General features: G+C 40.9%; 15 protein-coding genes, 1 pseudogene and 1 other annotated feature. Of the genes and pseudogenes, 7 read left to right on the top strand and 9 right to left on the bottom strand.

Annotation, left to right across the window (positions count from 1 at the left end; genetic code table 11):
• Positions 1 to 571: 571 nt before the first annotated feature.
• The 3 genes from N482_RS22365 (at position 572) to N482_RS22355 (ending at position 2,352) form a co-directional block, all read left to right on the top strand.
• Positions 572 to 853 (top strand): helix-turn-helix domain-containing protein, encoded by a 282-nt coding sequence (locus tag N482_RS22365; protein WP_063379162.1) that lies wholly within the window; start codon positions 572 to 574, stop codon positions 851 to 853.
• Positions 854 to 864: 11 nt separating this feature from the next.
• The gene (locus tag N482_RS22360; RefSeq protein ID WP_063379161.1) at positions 865 to 1,413 is read left to right on the top strand and encodes a hypothetical protein; all 549 of its coding nucleotides are present in this window, start codon (positions 865 to 867) and stop codon (positions 1,411 to 1,413) included.
• Between the two features lie 339 nt (positions 1,414 to 1,752).
• Positions 1,753 to 2,352 (top strand): hypothetical protein, encoded by a 600-nt coding sequence (locus N482_RS22355; RefSeq protein ID WP_063379160.1) that lies wholly within the window; start codon positions 1,753 to 1,755, stop codon positions 2,350 to 2,352.
• Positions 2,353 to 2,699: 347 nt separating this feature from the next.
• Here N482_RS22355 and N482_RS22350 read toward each other — a convergent pair whose 3' ends face one another.
• Both N482_RS22350 and N482_RS22345 read right to left on the bottom strand, forming a co-directional pair.
• Positions 2,700 to 3,392 (bottom strand): substrate-binding periplasmic protein, encoded by a 693-nt coding sequence (locus N482_RS22350; protein WP_196765373.1) that lies wholly within the window; start codon positions 3,390 to 3,392, stop codon positions 2,700 to 2,702.
• Between the two features lie 177 nt (positions 3,393 to 3,569).
• Positions 3,570 to 5,069 (bottom strand): DUF3612 domain-containing protein, encoded by a 1,500-nt coding sequence (locus tag N482_RS22345; protein WP_063372506.1) that lies wholly within the window; start codon positions 5,067 to 5,069, stop codon positions 3,570 to 3,572.
• A gap of 240 nt (positions 5,070 to 5,309) precedes the next feature.
• Here N482_RS22345 and N482_RS22340 point away from each other — a divergent pair, with 240 nt between their 5' ends.
• Positions 5,310 to 5,804: a malate synthase gene (locus N482_RS22340; protein ID WP_063379158.1), complete on the top strand. Its 495-nt coding sequence runs from the start codon at positions 5,310 to 5,312 to the stop codon at positions 5,802 to 5,804.
• Between the two features lie 248 nt (positions 5,805 to 6,052).
• Positions 6,053 to 8,179 carry a cation:dicarboxylate symporter family transporter gene (locus N482_RS22335; protein ID WP_196763652.1) on the top strand — a complete coding sequence of 709 codons (2,127 nt, stop codon included), beginning with the start codon at positions 6,053 to 6,055 and terminating at the stop codon, positions 8,177 to 8,179.
• 52 nt (positions 8,180 to 8,231) lie between these two features.
• Here the strand turns inward: N482_RS22335 and N482_RS22330 are convergent, their stop codons facing one another.
• The 6 genes from N482_RS22330 to N482_RS22305 all read right to left on the bottom strand — a co-directional run bounded on the left by N482_RS22330 (position 8,232) and on the right by N482_RS22305 (position 16,938).
• The gene (locus N482_RS22330) at positions 8,232 to 8,612 is read right to left on the bottom strand and encodes a DUF1294 domain-containing protein (RefSeq protein WP_155730683.1); all 381 of its coding nucleotides are present in this window, start codon (positions 8,610 to 8,612) and stop codon (positions 8,232 to 8,234) included.
• 48 nt (positions 8,613 to 8,660) lie between these two features.
• Positions 8,661 to 10,811, bottom strand: coding sequence for an exonuclease domain-containing protein (locus N482_RS22325; protein ID WP_063379155.1), 2,151 nt, complete (start codon positions 10,809 to 10,811; stop codon positions 8,661 to 8,663).
• A 69-nt stretch (positions 10,812 to 10,880) separates the two neighbouring features.
• On the bottom strand, positions 10,881 to 14,204 hold the full coding sequence (locus N482_RS22320; protein ID WP_063379154.1) for a response regulator: 3,324 nt from the start codon (positions 14,202 to 14,204) through the stop codon (positions 10,881 to 10,883).
• Positions 14,201 to 15,418 (bottom strand): ABC transporter substrate-binding protein, encoded by a 1,218-nt coding sequence (locus N482_RS22315; RefSeq protein WP_063379153.1) that lies wholly within the window; start codon positions 15,416 to 15,418, stop codon positions 14,201 to 14,203. Before N482_RS22315 ends, N482_RS22320 begins: the two co-directional genes overlap by 4 nt.
• An 84-nt stretch (positions 15,419 to 15,502) precedes the next feature.
• Positions 15,503 to 16,348, bottom strand: a complete 846-nt coding sequence (locus N482_RS22310) for an alpha/beta hydrolase (protein WP_063379152.1) — start codon at positions 16,346 to 16,348, stop codon at positions 15,503 to 15,505.
• Positions 16,348 to 16,938 carry a TetR/AcrR family transcriptional regulator gene (locus N482_RS22305; RefSeq protein ID WP_063379151.1) on the bottom strand — a complete coding sequence of 197 codons (591 nt, stop codon included), beginning with the start codon at positions 16,936 to 16,938 and terminating at the stop codon, positions 16,348 to 16,350. Before N482_RS22305 ends, N482_RS22310 begins: the two co-directional genes overlap by 1 nt.
• Before the next feature lie 233 nt (positions 16,939 to 17,171).
• Here N482_RS22305 and N482_RS22300 point away from each other — a divergent pair.
• A pseudogene (locus N482_RS22300) lies at positions 17,172 to 18,392 on the top strand (IS3 family transposase).
• Positions 17,453 to 17,567: a sequence feature (AL1L pseudoknot), on the top strand. Its footprint overlaps the pseudogene before it by 115 nt.
• 81 nt (positions 18,393 to 18,473) lie before the next feature.
• Positions 18,474 to 19,001 (top strand): GNAT family N-acetyltransferase, encoded by a 528-nt coding sequence (locus tag N482_RS22295; RefSeq protein ID WP_063379150.1) that lies wholly within the window; start codon positions 18,474 to 18,476, stop codon positions 18,999 to 19,001.
• A gap of 219 nt (positions 19,002 to 19,220) precedes the next feature.
• Here the strand turns inward: N482_RS22295 and N482_RS24580 are convergent, their stop codons facing one another.
• On the bottom strand, positions 19,221 to 19,328 hold the full coding sequence (locus tag N482_RS24580; protein WP_081251254.1) for a phage integrase N-terminal SAM-like domain-containing protein: 108 nt from the start codon (positions 19,326 to 19,328) through the stop codon (positions 19,221 to 19,223).
• Positions 19,329 to 19,383: the final 55 nt, after the last annotated feature.

Raw genomic sequence — 19,383 nt, 5'->3', positions numbered from 1 at the left:
AAAGTGTGCTCGCACCCTGGCCATACATTGTAGTCAAAATATCACTATTAAATAAAGCACATGAGTACTAAAGGTTACAGTACGTTCTAAAAGTAGCCAACATGACAAAAGTCCCGAAATTAAAGACCTATAAAAAATAGCAGATTTAGTTTAAAAAAATATAATTGCATTATTTAAAATAATTTAATGAAACAAAAATCATATCAATCAAGCAATAAACTTAACTTTCAATTGGATAACTGCACATAACAACTGGTGAAAAGTTATTTTTATTTATAAAAAACGCACCAATACTATAGTATTAAATTACCTTTACACATTCTTTTACTATAAATTTAAAAAAATCTCATTTTAAAGGTTTCAATGTTGAATCTTAGTTGTTAACATCGCATTCAGATAATGAAATATTTAATAAAAATTAGGTGTAGTATATAGAAATAAGATAAAGCACCTCCTCAACAACATTATTATATTAATATTTTCGAATATTAACGCTATTTCCTTGCCTAAAATGCAGGTTTAGTGATAACTTTTGTTAAATTTTGTTATCATAAGGTAATGTTGGAAAGTTATGAAACTGAGAATTCGACAACTAGGATTGTTTAATGGCTTATGGGGAGAAGCAGCCAAGTCGATACGTTCGATGCGTAAGGATGCTGGACTGACACAAAGTCAACTGGGGAAAAAGTTAATACCCATCGTAGATCAAGCAACGATTTCAAACTGGGAAACAGGGAAAACCCCTGTACCACTCACCAGTTATTTTCTAATTTGCTTTATTTGCGGCTTTAGCCCAGAAGAGAAAACCAAGCAACTGCTTGAAAGTCAGCAACCAGAAAACAAACGGAATTAAGGAAGTATCTGATGTTTAGTTATGACACATTGAATTTGTTTTACACTTTTTTGGGCTATTCTTCGACTCCTATACTTTTGTTTTTAGTGTTAATCTCTTGGCGTAATGTCAATTGCAGATACATCCTTTCGGTGTTATTGGCTATAGAAATCGTGGAAGCGCTGACATTTGATATCGTCTATAGTTGGGGAAATGAATATTATTTGTTTGCAGTAGGTTCAGGATTTATTTCCATTTCTCTAATTTTAGGAAGAAGATTAATAGCGGAAAAATTAGAAAATAGCATTTATTTTTTTAACAAGCTCACTAAGGAATATAAATTTCTAAAGCAAGAAGGTGCATTACTTTTTTGCTATGGTGTTTCAACTGTTATACATGCGATTACATATATCGAGGCTACTCTTTATACTAATAGATTTATTGATAATTACATTATCCAAAAATATTTTTTCGGACCATCAATTTCAATTATACATATAACGTGCTATATCTTAATTATAAGCATTGTAATGAAAAATAAGACGGTAAGAAGTTTCACACTAGGAAAAGCAAGCCCTTAGAAAGGAGGTAACAGTATGGTTATTTTAGATAAAAATTTATTAAAGAATATTGTTGGAGGCCTTCATAGCACTCCCGGAGGACCTCTGCCTGAAGAGCCAAGTAACTAAAAGAGTATCTTTGATAAAACAACCTATAGGATTATATCACAGCTGCATTTACTCTTATTATATCCTACTAATTTAGATTTCGAATTACGAAAAATGAATATATAATAGAACTCAAGACAGCCTTTATAATAGCACTATTAAAATGATCAAACTGAACCTCATAAAGGCGAAAGGCTCACTATATAGCCCACTAAAGGTGAAGCATAGACTACAAGTCTAGGTTGGCGTATTTTGTTTGAAAGCATTTCTTTAAAAGCAGTTTACCAATCAATAGGCTATATTAGTTTACCCGTACTCTGTATAGCCTTAATTGTTGGTTGGAAAAGTATTAATACACGTAGCCTAATGACTCTCTTGCTAGTCGTGGAAGCTGTTGATACTGCGATGGTTGACACTGCTTATGGTTGGAGGAATGGTTATTATATTTGGATTTTTCTCTACAGTCTTCTATATATTTATGTTGTGTTGGCACGCCGTCTTATCGTTAAAAAGCTAAGTAATATCAGTTCTTTTTGTAAAGATGTTTATGAAAACTATTATTTTTCTAAACAAGAAGGCGCACTGCTCTTTGTCTATATTCTACATGTTTTTGTTTGCTTTATCGCATTATTCGAAGTTCAGTTTTTCCAACATTATGTAATTGATACATTTCCCTATGTTTTACATGTTTTTAGTCCCTTACTCACACTTTTATGCTTGGCTGAAGCGTTATTAGTACTCAAGCTCGCTACGCGCACAGTCCCTGTTGATGAACATGTGATGGCGTTAAAAGCCTGCCGTAAAGCTGAAAAAAAACGGCTGAAAAATATCGCACATAAAGACAAACATTAGCTCCAGCAAGTAATTTTAAAAACACTCCTCAATTGCGAGGAGTGTTATATTATTTTCGTAGATTACGGTCTAGGATCTGTCGGCTTATAAACACCGCTAGCACCGCTTACCTTTTCACATAACTCTCGGCTTAAAATTTTGTTGAGTGTTTTCATCTTTTAATTCCTTTAAATTTTATTGGTATTTGTCACCTGTGTGACAATTTATATAACACACTGCGTACACAGATTAATCAATGGGTTGCTGGGTGTTTTAGGAAAAAGTCAGGTAAAAGTAAGAGGCTTTTTATTTTTTATTTTTTATTTTTTATTTTTTATTTTTTGATGCGAGTAAAACCTGTGTTTTGACTATTTAAGGTGATAGTCAGCAATTATTTGCTTAATGGCGTCACTATTTTTGATAATAGCGAGATTAAACTTCTGGAGTTGTTTTTCGGTTAAGCTCCCCGGTCTTACCATATACTGAACGGGGTTTTCATACACACTGACGGACGTTGGCTTGATATGCTGAGCAAAGTTTTCGTGTTGAATTAGGTATGCACCTGTAAGGTTGTCTTCTACCGCGTATTCGACTCGCCCTCGCTTGACCAAGTTAAATCGCTCTCGAGCCAAGTTTGTCTCGATAACACAATCAGGGCAGTTTTTACGGTAATTTGCAAAATACTGCCCATATACACTCCCGCGACTCACTGCAACAATGTTGCTACGCAAGTTAGCATAGAGCAGCGAGCCTCTTAATTGAGGGTTGTCTAGAAACGGCAATGTGATTTTTGTTTGAGTAAAAAGCAGCATCACTTTTTGACGGTATGGCAGGCTAAACTCGGCATATTTTCTTCGTTGCTGTGTAAAACTTGCAGCCGGAATAATGTCTACCTTGCCCTCTTGGAGCTGCTTAAATGTGCGGCTTGACGAGGGCAGCACCACATACTGCCAACAAAACCCCGCATCTTTGAGCACTAACTCTATAAGCTGTACTTCAAGCCCAAGGTAGTTGTTACCATGTTTTGAAGAGTATGGTGGCCAATCGCTACTCACGCTCACTTTAAGAGTCTTGTCACAAGCAAATACTGAGGTGCAAAAAACCGCTGAAATCATCATTAAAAAAACACAATAAAAAACGTGATTACCTTGCTTTTTTTGCTACAACTTTATTCAATGCTCACTCACCTCAGGCCTAACAAAATGGGGTAAATAAAAACGAATTAAGGCACCTATTTGCTAATTGTCATAACAACTCGGTTGCCGAGGACATGCGGTACCCCGTGTACATATTACCCTAACATCATTGTTAATGCCGCGTTCAATCCAATTAATATTCAGTATTTTGGCAACACTCATAAGTTGCTTTTTCAGATGCCAAGGTACCACACTTGCCCCGCCCTGCTTAATACATAAATCTTGCAGTTCTTGCACTAAGTCTTGCGCACTATTACCTTGCGCATCTATCGCGGGATTCAAATCTATGCCTGCACACAACACATGTGCGTTTTCAACTAAATCGTTTACTTTTAATGACTCACAGCAATACAAATGCGGTTTACCATTGACGTTGAGTATAGACAATTGTGCACTTGAGCTGTTGCTTTGAGCCAAGAACTTCCTAAATACAGCCCAATGTTGACATGGATCTTCAACACTACGCATGTTGCCCCACGGGAGCGGTATACCATTGCCGCGATAAACCGCTTTGAGCTTACCGGGTAAATAGGCGTCAAAGTAATGCCAATTAGGGTACGGTGATACCACTGTCATTCTGCGCATGGCAACTGAGGGGGAAATATTCAAGTGTTGATGTATGTCGACTTCGTAACCGTATGAGTCGAGCAGTTGACGATAAGCGACTTTGGGGCAAAGCAAAGCGCCGGCAAAAAAACTAGACTCGAAATCGTGCCATGCGGTTAAAATATCTTGTGCATTGGGCGTTGTGTCTGTGGTTGGCAACACAGCGCTATTAAACCCGCCAGTTCTAAGCACACAACGCAGGCCCTTTAGCTCGTGTAGCACACTGTGGCCAATGTGTACGGCTAAATCATATTTCAGCCGCGCAGGGTTTTGCTTTAACCGCTTATTAATGTGCACGACATTTGGCTCGGCAAAGTATGAGGTAATTAGGTGGTTAAACACATGGCCACTATCGTCCATCACTTCGCTCGGTGTTTCGTCATACCAGCGAATGGTCAAACCTTGCTTTTTCAATAACTGAGTTAGGTCATCGACATTTAAGTAGAGGTTTTTGCCGCCTATTTCATCGGCGGCGCGTTCTAGATCCGGAAAATGATTTTGATGGTGCTCTTGGTGTGCACGAATTAAAAGGTGCGCAAACTGGCGGCCACTAATGCCGGTTTGAGACAGCATTTCGGGAATAGCTATTTGCAAAATATCATTTGAGAACAAAAAGTTTGGCTCAAGTGCCATGCCCTCAATCCCACCTGAGCGACCTTTTTGGGGCGTAATTGCATCAGCCTCTGGTTCGGTATCTAAAAACCACGACAATGGCTTTTGAAACACTTCTGCAAAGTTTTCTAGCATGCCACTACTTGGGGTGCGCTTGCCTCGTTCAATCATGGATAAATACGACACTGAAGGCGCAGATTGGGGATCTACCCGAATACACCGTGCAGAGAGGTCCTCTAAAGTAAGGTGATTGCGCTTTCGCAAGTTTCGTATTTTAGTACCGAGAAAATGTGACTTGCGCATTAATTCTGAACTCGTTTTCATTGTGCCCCCAAATATGTCAGTAACTATCAAGCGTCTTATAAGAATTTAAAAACCACACCCTCATACTATTCGCAACAAGAGGTCAGACCAGATTTTGTAAAATTTACACTGTAAAATTCTTTTTGTGAAATTTATTGATAATTTTTCATACACTGAAATTGTAGTCATTAATCAGCGAACACGTTATTCAGACAACCATAACGTGGTCAATATAAAATTTCGGTAACTGGGGATACATCAATGAAAGCACAACTTCAAACCAACGAATCATCGCAACCGCTTAGCGAAGAATGCCAAAAACTTATCATCGCTAAGCAGTTTTTAGATCAGCACTGTCCACTAGAGTTTGGCTCGCACACACAAGTTAGTGCATACGTTGTGTATTATAGCCATCTCATGGTGTTTTTTGCAGACGGCCAACATTGCGGGCTTAAAAACACAAAACAGTTCGTCGCATTATGCGGTCATAAAGAAGCACCCTCTACTATCTTGCTGCAAAAAGATGACGGCTTACATATTGAGTTAAGCTTTAATGTAGCGGGCGAAACCGGTAAGTACGACAAGGCACATATCAATGATGTGCAATATGAAACACCATTCAGTGCAATTGATACGCAAAACAGCAAACACACCAAACTTTGGATGAGCTTTATTGACGGCGTACAACATACGCTAGTAGAGGAGTCTCGTTGCAAGTGCTATCGCAGCAAAAACGGTGAGGATTACGAAGTTTAAAATATTTTCAAAAATTCATGCCCACCTGTGAACATGAATGAATATTTTGGCCACACGTTGTTTAGTGGCCAAATGTGAATACTTACTCGCGTTACAGCTATAAATTTTCAAAGCATTCTTTTCTCTCATCATTTTACATTTCATGCATTCAGATTAATTTCAGCTAACCTCAATATAATCGCGCGAAATTTCACTTGTGACTGGCATATATGAATAAAGTATTCTATTGGTTAAAAAATATGAATTGGATGCTGTGGGCTTTGATCCTCGGCATTGCAACTGGGCTCATTTTTGGCGAACGCGTTGCCTTTTTGAAACCGATTGGCGAAGGGTTTGTCAGTTTAATGCAAATTACTATTTTCCCTTATATTGTTGTCAGTCTGGTGGTGGGTTTAGGTAAGTTTAGTCCTGACCAAGTTAAAACCGTACTCGCCAAAGCCGCCATTACTATGCTGGCTTTATGGATCATTGGCTTAGCAGCTATTTGGTGCTTTACACTGACTTTACCTTCACACGATGCGGGCACATTCTTCTCTCCTGCTTTAGTGGCTCAAGCCCCAGATGTGGACTTTGTAAAGCAGTACATCCCCGCCAATCCGTTTGCGTCTATGGCTGAAGGTAATGTACCTGCACTGGTTATATTTTGTATTGCACTTGGCCTTGCGCTTATTTCTAATGGCCGAAAAAACCAGTTATTAGACGTACTTGAAGTCGTTGGACAAGGCCTTACCGTCATGTCAAAAAAGGTCATTAAGTTCTTTCCGATTGGTATTTTTTCAATGACTGCGAGCACCGCTGGCACAATTGGTAGTGAAGAGCTTAGTAACTTACAAATCTACCTTGTACTTGTTATTTGTCTTGGATTTTATTTAATGTTTGCGCTGCTACCCATGCTGGTTGCAGCCCTGACGCCAGTAAAGTATCGCGATTTAATCAAAGTTATGCGCAATGCTTGGATCACCGCTTTTAGTACAGGTAATGTGTTTATTGTATTGCCCGTCATCACCGAAGGGATTAAAGCGCACTTGGCAAAAATAAAGCGCAGTGATGAAGAGTCAGATCACATTGCAGAGGTACTGGTGCCAATTGCGTACACCTTTCCAAGCTTAGGTAAACTGACAACATTAATGTTTGTCACATTTGCGGCTTGGCTTACAGGCAACCCGATCACGCTCGAGCAAATTCCAAATGTCACGCTATCGGCTATGTTAAGTTACTTTGCCAATGTGCACATTGCGATTCCATACATGTTAGATAGCCTAAAGATACCCGCTGACAGCTATCAGCTTTACTTGTCAATGTCGGTGCTCACTGCAAAAGTCGTTTCACCGACAACCGTCGTGTATATTTTTGCAGTTACGCTGCTGTGTATTTTCTATAACAAGCAACAGCTACATTTAAAACGTATTCGTTCTATTTACTATCTGACTTTATTGTCTGTATTGCTGCCGGCATTTATGGTTATCAGCTTCGTCACTAACAATCACTTGGCACAAAGTACCAAAGGCGCCGATGATGTCATAGCCAATATGGTGGTGTCTGATCAAGTACCAAGCGACGTACTTAATCATGTACCCAAGGCTTATCAAAGTGGCGAGCTATCTCTCACTAATATTGAAATCATCAAAAAGAGAAACCTGCTGAGAATTGGTTACTTGGTCGATAACGTACCATTTAGCTACTTCAACCAAAAAGGTGAGCTTGTAGGCTTTGATATTGGCCTAGCGCATAAGTTAGCAGCCGATTTACAAGTCAAAGTTGAGTTTATTCCATTTAAAAAGCATCAATTGGCGGAGTATTTAAATAAAGGCTACTTTGATATCGCTATGTCAGGCCTTGAAATGAGTGTTGCCGATCTGCGCTCTGTGCGCTTTAGTAACCCCGTTTTAGAGCTGCAATTGGCACTCGTTGCCAAAGATCACCGACTCAAAGAGTTTGCAACGCGTGACCTTGTGCTTTCTAAGCCGCAGCTAAACTTAGCTCATGTTGAATATCAACCACTTATGCGAGATGTAGCGAGCGAGTACCAGCAGATAAAAGTTAATCAGCTAAACAACCATCAACAGTTTTTTGAAAAGCAAAGTGATTACGACGCATTGGTAATAAGCGCCGAAGCGGGGTTTGCATGGAGTATGTTTTATCCAGAATATGGTGTGGTTGTACCAAAAGGCGCTGAGCTTAAGTACCCAGTTGGTTTCGCAGTAGCAAAACGTAATGTAGATATTCTAAGTTATTTAAATACTTGGCTTGCCATTCAACAGAGCAAAGGCACCATAGAGCAATCATATAACTATTGGATCTTGGGTAATGGCACACAATCTAAAGAACACCGCTGGTCACTGCTTGACGAGTTCTCCAAGCAAAAAGCCAATTAACTCCCACACGTTTTAAGTCTATTTGGCTCCGATTCCGGTCGGAGCTATTTCCTTAAATATACACCTGCACAAACCAGATTGTACTTACCAGCACCTGTATACTGATAGCCAACAATAGTTTCAATTGAAACGATACTTTATTGGTTTTATGGTGAGTGAAATGCATTACTAAATGCGTCGAACAGTGTAGCGCCAGTGCCGAGAGTAACACCAGTGTTCTTTCTGAAACCCGCTCTTTATTTTGTTTAGCGTAGGCTTTGTCTTTATAAAAAACAATTAGCATCAATAGATTAGAAACTATCAGCCCGCCAAGTACTGCACCAAGCACACTGCTGTCTTGCGCTATTAGGGGTAAAATAAGCACCCCTAGCGTGCACAAAGACACAATCACGCCGCATTTAGCCAAAAACATGATAAAAGACTTAACAACCAAGTTGGTTTTCTCCTTTGGATTGAGCCACAAAATACAACTGGCAACTAGTCAATTGCTCTCTAAGCGCTTTTGATTGATTAAATTAAATAGCGCCACAGTTGCCGCCGCGTCATTGTACGCTCGGTGATGACCTGTAAGTGGGATAGATAAATCATGGCAAATCTTTCCCAGTGAATAAGAAGCATGACCAGGTAGCCACTTTCTACCAAGCTGTACTGTACAGAGTTTAGCGCGGCGAAATGGACGCTCTAAACGCCCAAATTCCGCTTTTATAAAGCCAAAATCAAAATTTACATTGTGGGCAACGAAAATGGCATCTTGAGTAAAGGTATCGATGTCGTCAATCACTTCGCTAAAAATGGGAGCGTCTGCAACCATTTCATTGTCGATACCGGTTAACTCTGTTATGTACTTGGGAACCCGCCGCTGAGGGTTTATCAAACTTTGCCATTGATCTATAACTTGCCCATTTTGCACCTTAATCATCGCAATTTCGGTAATTTTATCGTGCTCTTTTTTGCCGCCAGTGGTTTCTATGTCGACAACCACATAGGGCTGCTCTGGAGAAACCCGCCACTCCACAGACTGCACGTCTACGTTAAAACCGCTTAGCATCAACTTTTGAATCGTGACCAATTGGTTGCGCCTTAGGCTATCTCCCGGTGCTTTGACCTCAACAAACTTAACCCCCTTTTCAAACACCATTAAGTCTGGGTAACCATCTTTGAGGTTATTAAAATCTTTACTCATTGCCCTCAGCTGAGCACACACCGCCTCTATCGGTGCGTGTTTTGCAAACTCAAATAAATAAGCGAGTATGTCTGGTTGCCACAGCATCATCCGACAATGTGTGCCAAAGCGCTCAGATGCTTGTTTGACTAACCAATTAAGTAACGCTTCATTGCTATCAAATGTACTCAAACGCTGTTCAATTTCCGCCTCAAATACACGATAAAACGTATTATCTTTGATGCACTTAGGTGTACTTTCGAACTCATTTGAGAACGCATTTCGGCTATCTTCAAACAGCTCATGCCAAAAACTTAAGCAAAATAGCGCACGCCAAAGCATATTTTCACAATGAAATGCTTTAGTCCCCAGCCTTGCATACTGATTAACCAGCCCCTGCTCCACATAGCCTTTGTATGCTTCGTCTAAAGACAATTTAGGGCCGCTTTCACGCAGCATGTCAGTCAAAGCTGATGTGCGTTTTTTGGTGAACTTCAGTCGATAAAAATCTTCTGCGAAAAACAGCAGCTTTTCATCACTGGGCGACGCGATTACTTTTTCTATTTGTTGTTTACAACGTTCGTGCTCACCTTGGCTGTAAAGTAAACGAATATACTTTTCCTGTGCGCTTGAGTGCCCACTTAATACCAATAAAGATTCACTTAATCGGATGTTTTTGTCTGCCACCAAGTTGGCCAATTTGTAGCATAAATGGTCAAACTTAGTCTGAGCGAGCTGACCTACTACCGGAACGGCAAGCTCGCTTATTAATGTATTTGCCGTCTCCATTGCTGCCTGTTCTGTCATTGTTTTCAAATCGCTATACAAGCGGCTGTAATAAAATGCACTTTGCGCCTCTTGCAGGTCGTCAAAGTGGGCGTTGGTTTGGGTACGATCTCCTCGGGTATCCATCACCCCTAGGTCACGCATCGAAAATTGGGCGAATACACCCGCGGCCTTACCAAAAAACAAAAACAATAGGTACTCAAAATCGTCGTTAAATTCAGACATAAAATATCTGCTAAATACATCACTTTGAGATATGTCCAAAGTATCAAAATGCGCCTTTACAAACTCAAGCCAATTGGCTTTTTTAGCGGACTTTACAGGGGGAGAAGGTAAATTCTGTTCAGCTACAAGTGCTTGAAGTTGCGGTTTACTTAGCTCTTGTAGTAATAACACAGGGTGCTGAATATGCTTTGCAAAGGTCAGCCAACCTGCTTCATACAGTGCCCTAAAGGCAGCGTTATAGTCTGTAATTTCACTGTATTTCAAGTCGGCATGACACACAAACAAACGTTTGCGGTTAATTACGCGCACTAATAAACATTGAGACTGCTCATCAAGTGCCCTAAATGCACCTAACTTTTCTCTTTGTTCGTGATTGAGTAAATGATGACTAGTTTGCTCAATATAGCTCAACAGCTCAAAGAAATGGGTAAGATAGTACTTTTCTGGCAATGTTTTCACGGTAAAACCTGTATATTTGAACAGTGTTAATATGCCAAATTCGCCGTCAATTAGCCATTTATTTTTTACTTACTCTTGGGTGACGTCTGATTTAACAACCTTGTGTGCTAAATACTCTTTTAAGCAATTGAGTAAAGTTGCTGGCTGTATCGGTTTAGTAAGATAGTCATCCATTCCCGCATCTCGGCACTTTTTCTCATCGCCACTCATAGCATTGGCAGTCAGCGCAATCACGGTAATATTCTTGTTTTCTTCACCTGCCTGACCATCTCTAATGGATTGTGTTGCTATATATCCATCCATCTCTGGCATTTGGCAATCCATTAAAACTAAACAATAAGGAGAAGAGTGTTGGCTATGTCTGAGTGTTGTTAGTGCTTCTCGGCCATTCGCAACAACATCAACAAAATCGATGTCGAGCTTTTTCAACATGCTGGTTGTGACAATCTGGTTCACATGATTATCTTCAGCTAGCAGAATGCGAGGCTGTGGATCCCATACTATGTCGTCACCTGTCTCTGACTCTTTAAAGGATTTCAAGTAATGTGATGTGACAATCGGCTTAGCATTTGCCAGTGCTTCTCCGCCTTCACCGACTACGGACAGCGCATTGTGCAGGTCAGACGTGGTTGCTGGCTTTGGAAAATACCCAGAGAACCCACGTTTGGCAAAAAATGCTGCGTCTCCTTGGTGCCCCATCGACGTCATCATTATGAGTTTGATGCCCTTTAATCTCGTATCCTTTTGCATTTCACTGCCTAGCTTGGCCCCGTCCATAACCGGCATTTGCATATCTAAAAGCGCTATATCAAACAGCTTTTTATCTGGGTCTTTGAGGCGCGCTTCACACTGTGAAAGTGCTTCTATCGCTGAGGCAGCCTCTGTGACTTTAGCACCCCATAGCTGCAACTGCTCACGTAATACCGTGCGATTTGTTTGGTTATCATCGACAATCAACAACTCTAGTTTGCTGATATCAAAGTTGGGTAGATATTGGTTATTTTGCTCACCAACGTCGAGTACAATATTGAAGTAAAACTCACTGCCCCTCCCCTCGTCGCTTCGTACGCCGATACTTCCCCCCATCAGTTCACAAAGCTTTTTAACGATAGACAGCCCAAGACCTGTACCACCATACTTTCTCGTTGTAGAAGAGTCGACCTGAGAAAAGGTTTCAAACAATTTATGCTGTTTTGAAAGCGGAATACCAATGCCTGAGTCTATTATCGAGCAATCAAGTCGGAGCTTGTCGTCGTATTGCGTCAGCTCAGCCCTGATAATGATCTCGCCTTCTTCGGTAAATTTAATCGCATTACCGACTAGATTTGACAATACCTGCCGCAATCGGCTTGGATCGCCTTTTACTACGGAGCTTTCGACTTTTACGATATCCAGAACTAACTCGATGCCTTTACGCTGAGCTTGAAGCGCTGCAGACTCAGAGAAATCACCAAATAATTCTCTTAGATCAAAATCAAGTAGCTCCAGTTCCATTTTTCCAGCGTCAACTTTAGAAAAGTCGAGAATGTCATTAATCAGGTTAAGCAAGGAATTAGCACTGCTCATTGCCAACTGTGCTCTGTGCTTTTGCTCGTCATCAAGCGGGCTATTCAACATTAAGTTAAGCATTCCCAAAACCCCATTCATGGGCGTCCTGATCTCATGGCTCATAGACGCTAAAAATGCGCTTTTTGCCTCACTTGCTTGTTCTGCTTCAACTTTTGCATCTGCCAACGCTTTTTGCTGGCGGATTTGCTCTGTGATGTCCTGTAGAATCCCCACATAGGCAATCAACCGTTTGTGCTCATCAAGTACGGGGCCAATATGCATATTGTTCCAAAACGTCTCGCCGTTTTTACGATAGTTAAGGATTTTCTCGCGATGAGGCTTTTGATTTTGTATCGAATCACGGATCGCCTCAAGTGCTGTACTTGAAGTTTGCTCGCCTTGCAAGAATCGGCAATTTCTACCAAGCACGCTGTCGTCATAACCTGTGATGCGCTTAAATGCAGAATTAATAAAGCTAAGTGGCATATCTTTTTTATGGGCATCGGTTATCACAATACCCACATCACAAGACTCAATGGCATAGGCCAACAAATCATTGTGCTCTTTCGCTTGTTTCAACGCTTCGTGATACATTTTTTGATCTGTGATATCAGTCAACGATCCCGACATACGAGTTGCTTTGTTGTCACTATTTCTCAGCGCTAAGCCCTTAGAACGGTAAAATCGAAAGTCTCCACTTTCGTTTCTCATTCTAAACTCAACATCAAACCCTGTGCCAGTATCTAAGTGCGCATTTAAAGCTCCAAAGGTAATGGATTTATCTTCTGGGTGTACGTGCTTTTTTAGACTTTCGAAAGCATCAGGAAACCCAACTAAATCGTCTCCTTTGTAGCCCAGTAGCTCTCTGAACCTAGGAGAATAAAACATACCACCCCGCTCAATATCCCAATCCCAAATACCATCGTTGCTGCCCTTGATGGCCAATTTAAAACGCTCTTCACTTTTTTCGATGGCTTTTTGCGAAAGCTGCAATTGTTTAAATGGGTTAAGCAGTAACTGGCGACCAAAAAAGAATAACAGTAAAAAAGATAACAGCAGGCTTATCACAACCGCTTTAGTAATCGCCAATATAAAGGTGTTGACGCTGTTTTCAATGATTTGCTGGTCTATATAAAACTTAATGGCTATGTCTGTGTCTACTAATGTGCTTTTGTAAAGCTCAAAATAGGAGTGGTTTTCATCTGCATTACTGTATTTAACCCACTTACCAAATAAATCGACAACTAATTCCGTTTGCCCCATGTCGATGGCAATTAAAGACGTCAAATCAGTTTTAAACTCTGAGATCAGTACCCCTTCGGTAAAGCCGTTGTACTCAATGGGCACCGCAATCACAAACACAAACTGCTCGCCGTCATATTTTAGCGCAACAGCTTGCCCAAGCTCTCCCAAAAGTAACTGCTCCAACCAAGGCTCGTTATTAAAGTTTATATTTTCTAATGGTGAATTGGTAAATACCTGCTCTGAGAGGATATTGTATAGATGCAACGGCGCATGAGAGCCCAGCACTTTATATTCTTTTAAAAAGTCTGATAGCGAAGCCCTAGATATGTCGCTGCCCATTACGGCATTGGAGAGCATCGGAATTTTTGCTAAGTCTTTAAGAAGAATAAGACGAGTAGAAATAAACTGTCCAAGGTTACTGACTGCAAGCTTGGCCTCAGTTTGCCGAGCCTGGACTTGCAACTCTTTTACAGAGCTATTTGCACGCGTGCCAACCAGTGCCAAACTGATAACGATCGAAAATACTAAACTACACAGCAAAAAGGCATAAAAAGCTTTGTCTGACGACATGCTAAACGCCTTTTTTAACCAACTTCTCATGAATTATCCACCAGTACTTTAGTGCTTCCATTTGACTGAAAATAAGCCATACAAAGGTCCTTTAGCCCCAGAGCTTCATGTGCATCAGGGTCGTTTGAACTCCATTTAGAAAATGGCTTTTTATACGTTTTAATCAAACCAGTGACTGGCGTAGTTAAGTTTTCGAGAGACTCCTTAAAAGCGCTGCGATCCCTTCCCATATCGCCAGTTAATTTAATTTGCGCCATCGCAGCTAAAGACACTTTGCCTAAGTCGTAACCATGAATAAAACCGGTCGGGGCAAATAAAAAATCTCGCTCTGCAAACTCATCAGAAAAAAGTGTTTTAGCCCGTTGCCACACTTGTTTGGCGTAATCAGACATTGGCCTATGCTGAAACGAAAAGCAGCTTTGGATAAAATGTAAGTCGATGCCGGATGCGAGATCCACTTTTGCTTTAGAAAAGAAGTCTCCACCGGTGATCCCCCAGTGGCTAATTATCGGTAACCGCTGATCATTTGGATAATCAGCCATTGCGCTGATAAGCTGCTTGCCTTCTATCGAGTTGCCTACAAATAATAAGCAGTCACTGTCTTTTGCCAGCATTTCTCTAATGTGTATTTTAGCGCTGCTCACTTTCATGCCCCAATCAAACCAAGTCACATCGGGCTGTTCATTATTCATAGCCTTGCCAATGGATTTATAATTTGATTTGCCCCATGGGGTGCGTTCTAAAAGTAGGTGAGGTTTTTTACATGATCGAGCTGTTGCAAACTCAACAAGTTTTGGACCCGCCTTGGTGTCATCAACTGATAATCGGTAAACCCAGTTTTCGCCTTGGTCGTACCTTGTAATTGGGCCGCCAGCAGCCCAAGGAACTAATAAGGGTATCTCATTTTTATTAATAAATTCTCGATATTTAATGTAAGGTGGTGAATGTAAACCACCTAACACAAACAAGGCTGAAGGGTCTTTTAAAAACCGTTTGAAATGCAAAAAGCTACGATTACTATTGCCACGATGATCCTTCGACAGTAATTTTACTTCGAATCCTTGAACTTGCTTATCAACTTCGCTCAATGCCGTTAAAAATCCCATTTTAATCGCAACAGCAGATGTTTTGTGCGTACTGTAATCAGAATCATGATACACATAAATAGGTGGTAAATTTTTATTCTCACCGAGCGCATACGCCGAAAAACACAACCAAAGCACAACCACACAGTATTTAGCCATAAGTACTAATCGTTAAATTCAGATTTACTTAAATTTAGCCTATCTTGCCAAACATTGCTCGGTAATTGCAATTCAATCAAAGTATTAAATGCCGACTAGTTGCTCTACGGCCTGCCAAGTTTGCGCACTATTAATAATCCGGCCATGGCCTTGCCCTAAAGTCGTTGATAGGCTTGCGTGTTCATGCAATTCAACCTGCTTTTGAGTGTGGCTATACTGAGCATATTTATCGTCTTGATCGTGAACAACCAGCAGTTGCCCCTGTTTCTCCATATGCAATTCTGGTTGTAGATCTTTGAACACCATTTCATGCTCGGTTTCTACTTCATTCAACAGTTTTTCAAACAGTTGGCTAGCAAGCCCTGTAGATAAAATTCTATGCTGAAATGAATTGTAAAAGTCAAACGTTGGGGCGATTAGTACATGACGTGCACCTTGGGTTGCATTTAGCGCACCAATAGTACCCATAGAGTGACTCACAACACCTTTAATATCACGGTGTTCATAAGTAGAAAGTACCGTTTTAAGGCCTTTGATAAACAAAGGAAGGTTAGCAAAACGGCCTGCGCTTTTGCCATGCCCATAATGATCAAAGCCCACAACTGAAAACCCACGTTCTACAACTTTTTGCATCAGTGGATAAAACTGTGTCACGCTACCCGACCAGCCATGCGTAAAAATTACAGTCGGCCCTTGTCCGGCTTCAACAACATTAAGCGCACCATATTGAGAATCTACCTTAGTCACACGCATAGACTCAGGTAATGGTAAAGCTTTACGATTAGCTTGGGGAGTCAAAAGCAGTTTTCGCGTAGCTTTCATACTGGTATTGGGGGCGACTTTTGCCATCAAAGACGATACACCTCGTGTTAACAGGTAGCTCATAGATTTTTTGCTATTACTGTCTGAAAAATAGATTTTGCTACTCATTAGTTGCTAACTCCATACTTTGCTAAAAGTGAATTAAAACCAGATTTAAAGCGGCTGCGACTGTCGTCTTCAAGGCTTAGCCAGCGTAAACTCTGACTCCCCAAATAGAGTGAGTAGAGCTCAAATACAAATTGCTTCGGGCTGGTGTCTGGCTTTAATTCACCGTCTGTAATTGCTTGAGAAACAATGTGCTGCAAATAACTCAGCCAGTTTGTCAAAGTCGACTCAATATGATCTCTGATCGCACCTGGTTGATCGTCAAATTCAATTGACGCATTCATAAATATGCAAGTCACTGCATCTGGTTGGTACCAGTTCAGCCAGTTTTGGGTTAGCTGATTCAGCTTTGTGATACCACGAATATCTTTGTCGCACGCAAGTACAACATGCTCGCGAAATCGTTCTGCTGCATACTCAAGCACCTCTAATTGCAAGGTTTCTTTTGAGTTGAAATGCCCAAACAGCCCTGACTTTGACATGCCAGTAGCCGTCGCCAGAACGCCGATAGTTAAATCGTTCAAGCCAGTTTCAGATGCAAGCTCAAGACCTTTCGCCAAAATCTGCTGCTTTGTTTGTTTACCTTTACCCATACCACCCCAAAAAAAGAACGAACGTTCGGTTTATAATAGCGCGATACTTTTTGAGGTCAAGCATGAGGTGCGAAATCATGGCCGAGGGGCGTGACTTTTGCGCAAGGTGAAATGAGCCACTTTATAGATCGCCGACCTCTTCGCCCTAACCTCTTCAACAATATTGGCTCTAACCTCCCCAACTGAATCGCCCCGGGTTTGCCAGAGGCTCAATAACTTGAGAAACTGGAAATATGAAAAAATCAAATCGCTATACATCTGAATTTCGTGAACGTGCAGTCAGGCTGGTTACCACGCAACAGCATGAGTACCCTATCTCTTGTTGGGCTGCACTAGTATCCATTTCAGATAAACTTGGCTGTACGCCAGAAACACTCCGGGCATGGGGTTAAAAAGTCTCAAGCACAGCCTTCCGACTCATCTTCTAATTCTCAATCTGCTGAGGAGCGGTTAGCTGAGTTAGAGCGCGAAAATAAAGAATTAAAACGCACAAACGATATTTTGAGGCAAGCGCCGCTTTTTTCGCCCAAGCGGAACTCGACCGCAAACAGAAATAGCCGTGGCCTTTATTGATACTTACTGTGAGCATTTCAGTATCGAGTCACTCTGCAAGGAGCTGCCAATTGCAGCTTCTACTTATTACGCCCATAGCGACTACAGAGGCAGCCTGAACGCATGTCTAAACTTATAAGCGCGATATAGAACTTAAGACACTCATTCGCCAAGTGTGGGAAGATAACATGGCTGTTTATGGCGCTAGAAAAGTATGGCAAAAACTGAAAAATGACGGTCATCAAGTAGCACGTTGTACCGTGGAGCGGTTAATGCGAAAAATGGGTATTCAAGGTGCTCGGCGGGGCAAGGTATGCAAAACGACTCTGCCAAACGAGCAGCAAGATAAGCCATTAGATTTAGTTAATCGCCAGTTCACTGCTGAGCAACCAAATCAACTCTGGGTTGCAGATATCACTTATGTAGCCACTTGGAGTGGGTTTGTTTATGTGGCATTCGTCATAGACGTGTTCTCGCGATATATCGTCGGCTGGCGTGTTTCAACCACAATGCATACAGAACTTATTCTAGATGCATTAGAGCAAGCAATTTGGCATCGAGGTGACACGCGGGGCCTTATCCATCACAGCATCAGAGGAAGCCAATATCTCTCAATCAAATACACTGAACGCCTTATGGAATCTGGGATAACAGCATCTGTGGGTAGTGTTGGGGACTCGTATGATAATGCGATGGCTGAAACGATAAACGGGCTATTTAAAACAGAGATTATCCGCAGGAATGGTCCATGGAAAAATGTTGATGCCGTCGAATACGGTACCCTAGAGTGGGAAAATTGGTTTAATAATCAACGCTTACTCTCTTCAATTGGCTATGTGTCACCTGCTCAATATGAAGCAGACTACTATGATAAATTAACAGGGTCAGGTAAAGTGGCCTGACTTAAACAAAACAGTCTCCGATGAACTCGGGGCGATTCATTATGTCTATGCGCAATAATAAACTGAAGGGTTTATATCTCAATGTTAATAACAAAAATTGAAACAGAACGACTGACACTAAGGGTTATAGCAGAAGGTGATGCAAGAGATCTGTTTGATATATTTTCAGACCATGAAGTCATGAAATATTGGAATACGGCACCTTGGAGTTCTATTGATGAGGCAAGGTCATTTATAACTAGTAGTACAGAAACAATGAATAACAATACAGACGTGACGTTAGGTATTTACCTAAAGAATACGGAACAGCTTCTAGGTAAAATAATGCTATTTAACTACCAAAAGGAATCAAGACGTGCAGAAATCGGTTTCGGTGTAAGCCGAAAATTCTGGGGGCAAGGCATTATATTTGAGGCTGGAAATGCACTAATTACTTACGCATTCAACACTCTACATTTACGTAGAATTGAAGCTGAGATAGATCCAGATAATATTTCTTCAGGTAAAGCTTTGGAGCGATTAGGTTTTATAAAAGAAGGTCATCTGAAGCAGCGATGGGAAATTAATGGAGTTGTATCCGATTCTGCGATTTATGGGCTACTAGCTTAATGTTTAGCAAGCGCATAACAAGGCACTCAAACTGACCTCCAACACGTGGCATTATGAGTAAAAATGAAATTTCGCCGCCTTCTTCGAGAAAGTAAATTATTCTGTCCTTCTGAAATAGATATTTCGGGTGGAACTTTAAATGAATCTGGCGGAGGGTTCTTGCCTACCTTGAGTAACATTTGAAATCAAAGGGGTGAAATCAAAGCGTTCACCCATTGATTAGAAAAGATAGTTAAGTGCATTCAAAGCCTGAGATTGAGTATTTGGAGATACATCTTGCTGATTAACTAAGTGATTTAAAAATAATTCGACTTCTGTATCTCCCATAGTAGAACGAATTAAATCGGATAAAAGAAGCGATCCAGAGGGCGTTCAAAATTCT

It is taken from the genome of Pseudoalteromonas luteoviolacea NCIMB 1942, assembly GCF_001625595.1.
Classification (GTDB): Bacteria; Pseudomonadota; Gammaproteobacteria; order Enterobacterales; family Alteromonadaceae; genus Pseudoalteromonas; species Pseudoalteromonas luteoviolacea_A.
The sequence above is the reverse complement of the archived record's forward strand: the minus strand, read 5'-3'. Positions and strand labels throughout refer to the sequence as shown.

Coding starts and splice junctions, on each gene's coding strand:
- N482_RS22365 (WP_063379162.1), top strand. CDS start 572: ATGAAACTGAGAATTCGACAACTAGGATTGTTTAATGGCTTATGGGGA.
- N482_RS22360 (WP_063379161.1), top strand. CDS start 865: ATGTTTAGTTATGACACATTGAATTTGTTTTACACTTTTTTGGGCTAT.
- N482_RS22345 (WP_063372506.1), bottom strand. CDS start 5,069: ATGAAAACGAGTTCAGAATTAATGCGCAAGTCACATTTTCTCGGTACT.
- N482_RS22340 (WP_063379158.1), top strand. CDS start 5,310: ATGAAAGCACAACTTCAAACCAACGAATCATCGCAACCGCTTAGCGAA.
- N482_RS22335 (WP_196763652.1), top strand. CDS start 6,053: ATGCTGTGGGCTTTGATCCTCGGCATTGCAACTGGGCTCATTTTTGGC.
- N482_RS22320 (WP_063379154.1), bottom strand. CDS start 14,204: ATGAGAAGTTGGTTAAAAAAGGCGTTTAGCATGTCGTCAGACAAAGCT.
- N482_RS22315 (WP_063379153.1), bottom strand. CDS start 15,418: ATGGCTAAATACTGTGTGGTTGTGCTTTGGTTGTGTTTTTCGGCGTAT.
- N482_RS22310 (WP_063379152.1), bottom strand. CDS start 16,348: ATGAGTAGCAAAATCTATTTTTCAGACAGTAATAGCAAAAAATCTATG.
- N482_RS22305 (WP_063379151.1), bottom strand. CDS start 16,938: ATGGGTAAAGGTAAACAAACAAAGCAGCAGATTTTGGCGAAAGGTCTT.
- N482_RS22295 (WP_063379150.1), top strand. CDS start 18,474: ATGTTAATAACAAAAATTGAAACAGAACGACTGACACTAAGGGTTATA.
- N482_RS24580 (WP_081251254.1), bottom strand. CDS start 19,328: ATGGGAGATACAGAAGTCGAATTATTTTTAAATCACTTAGTTAATCAG.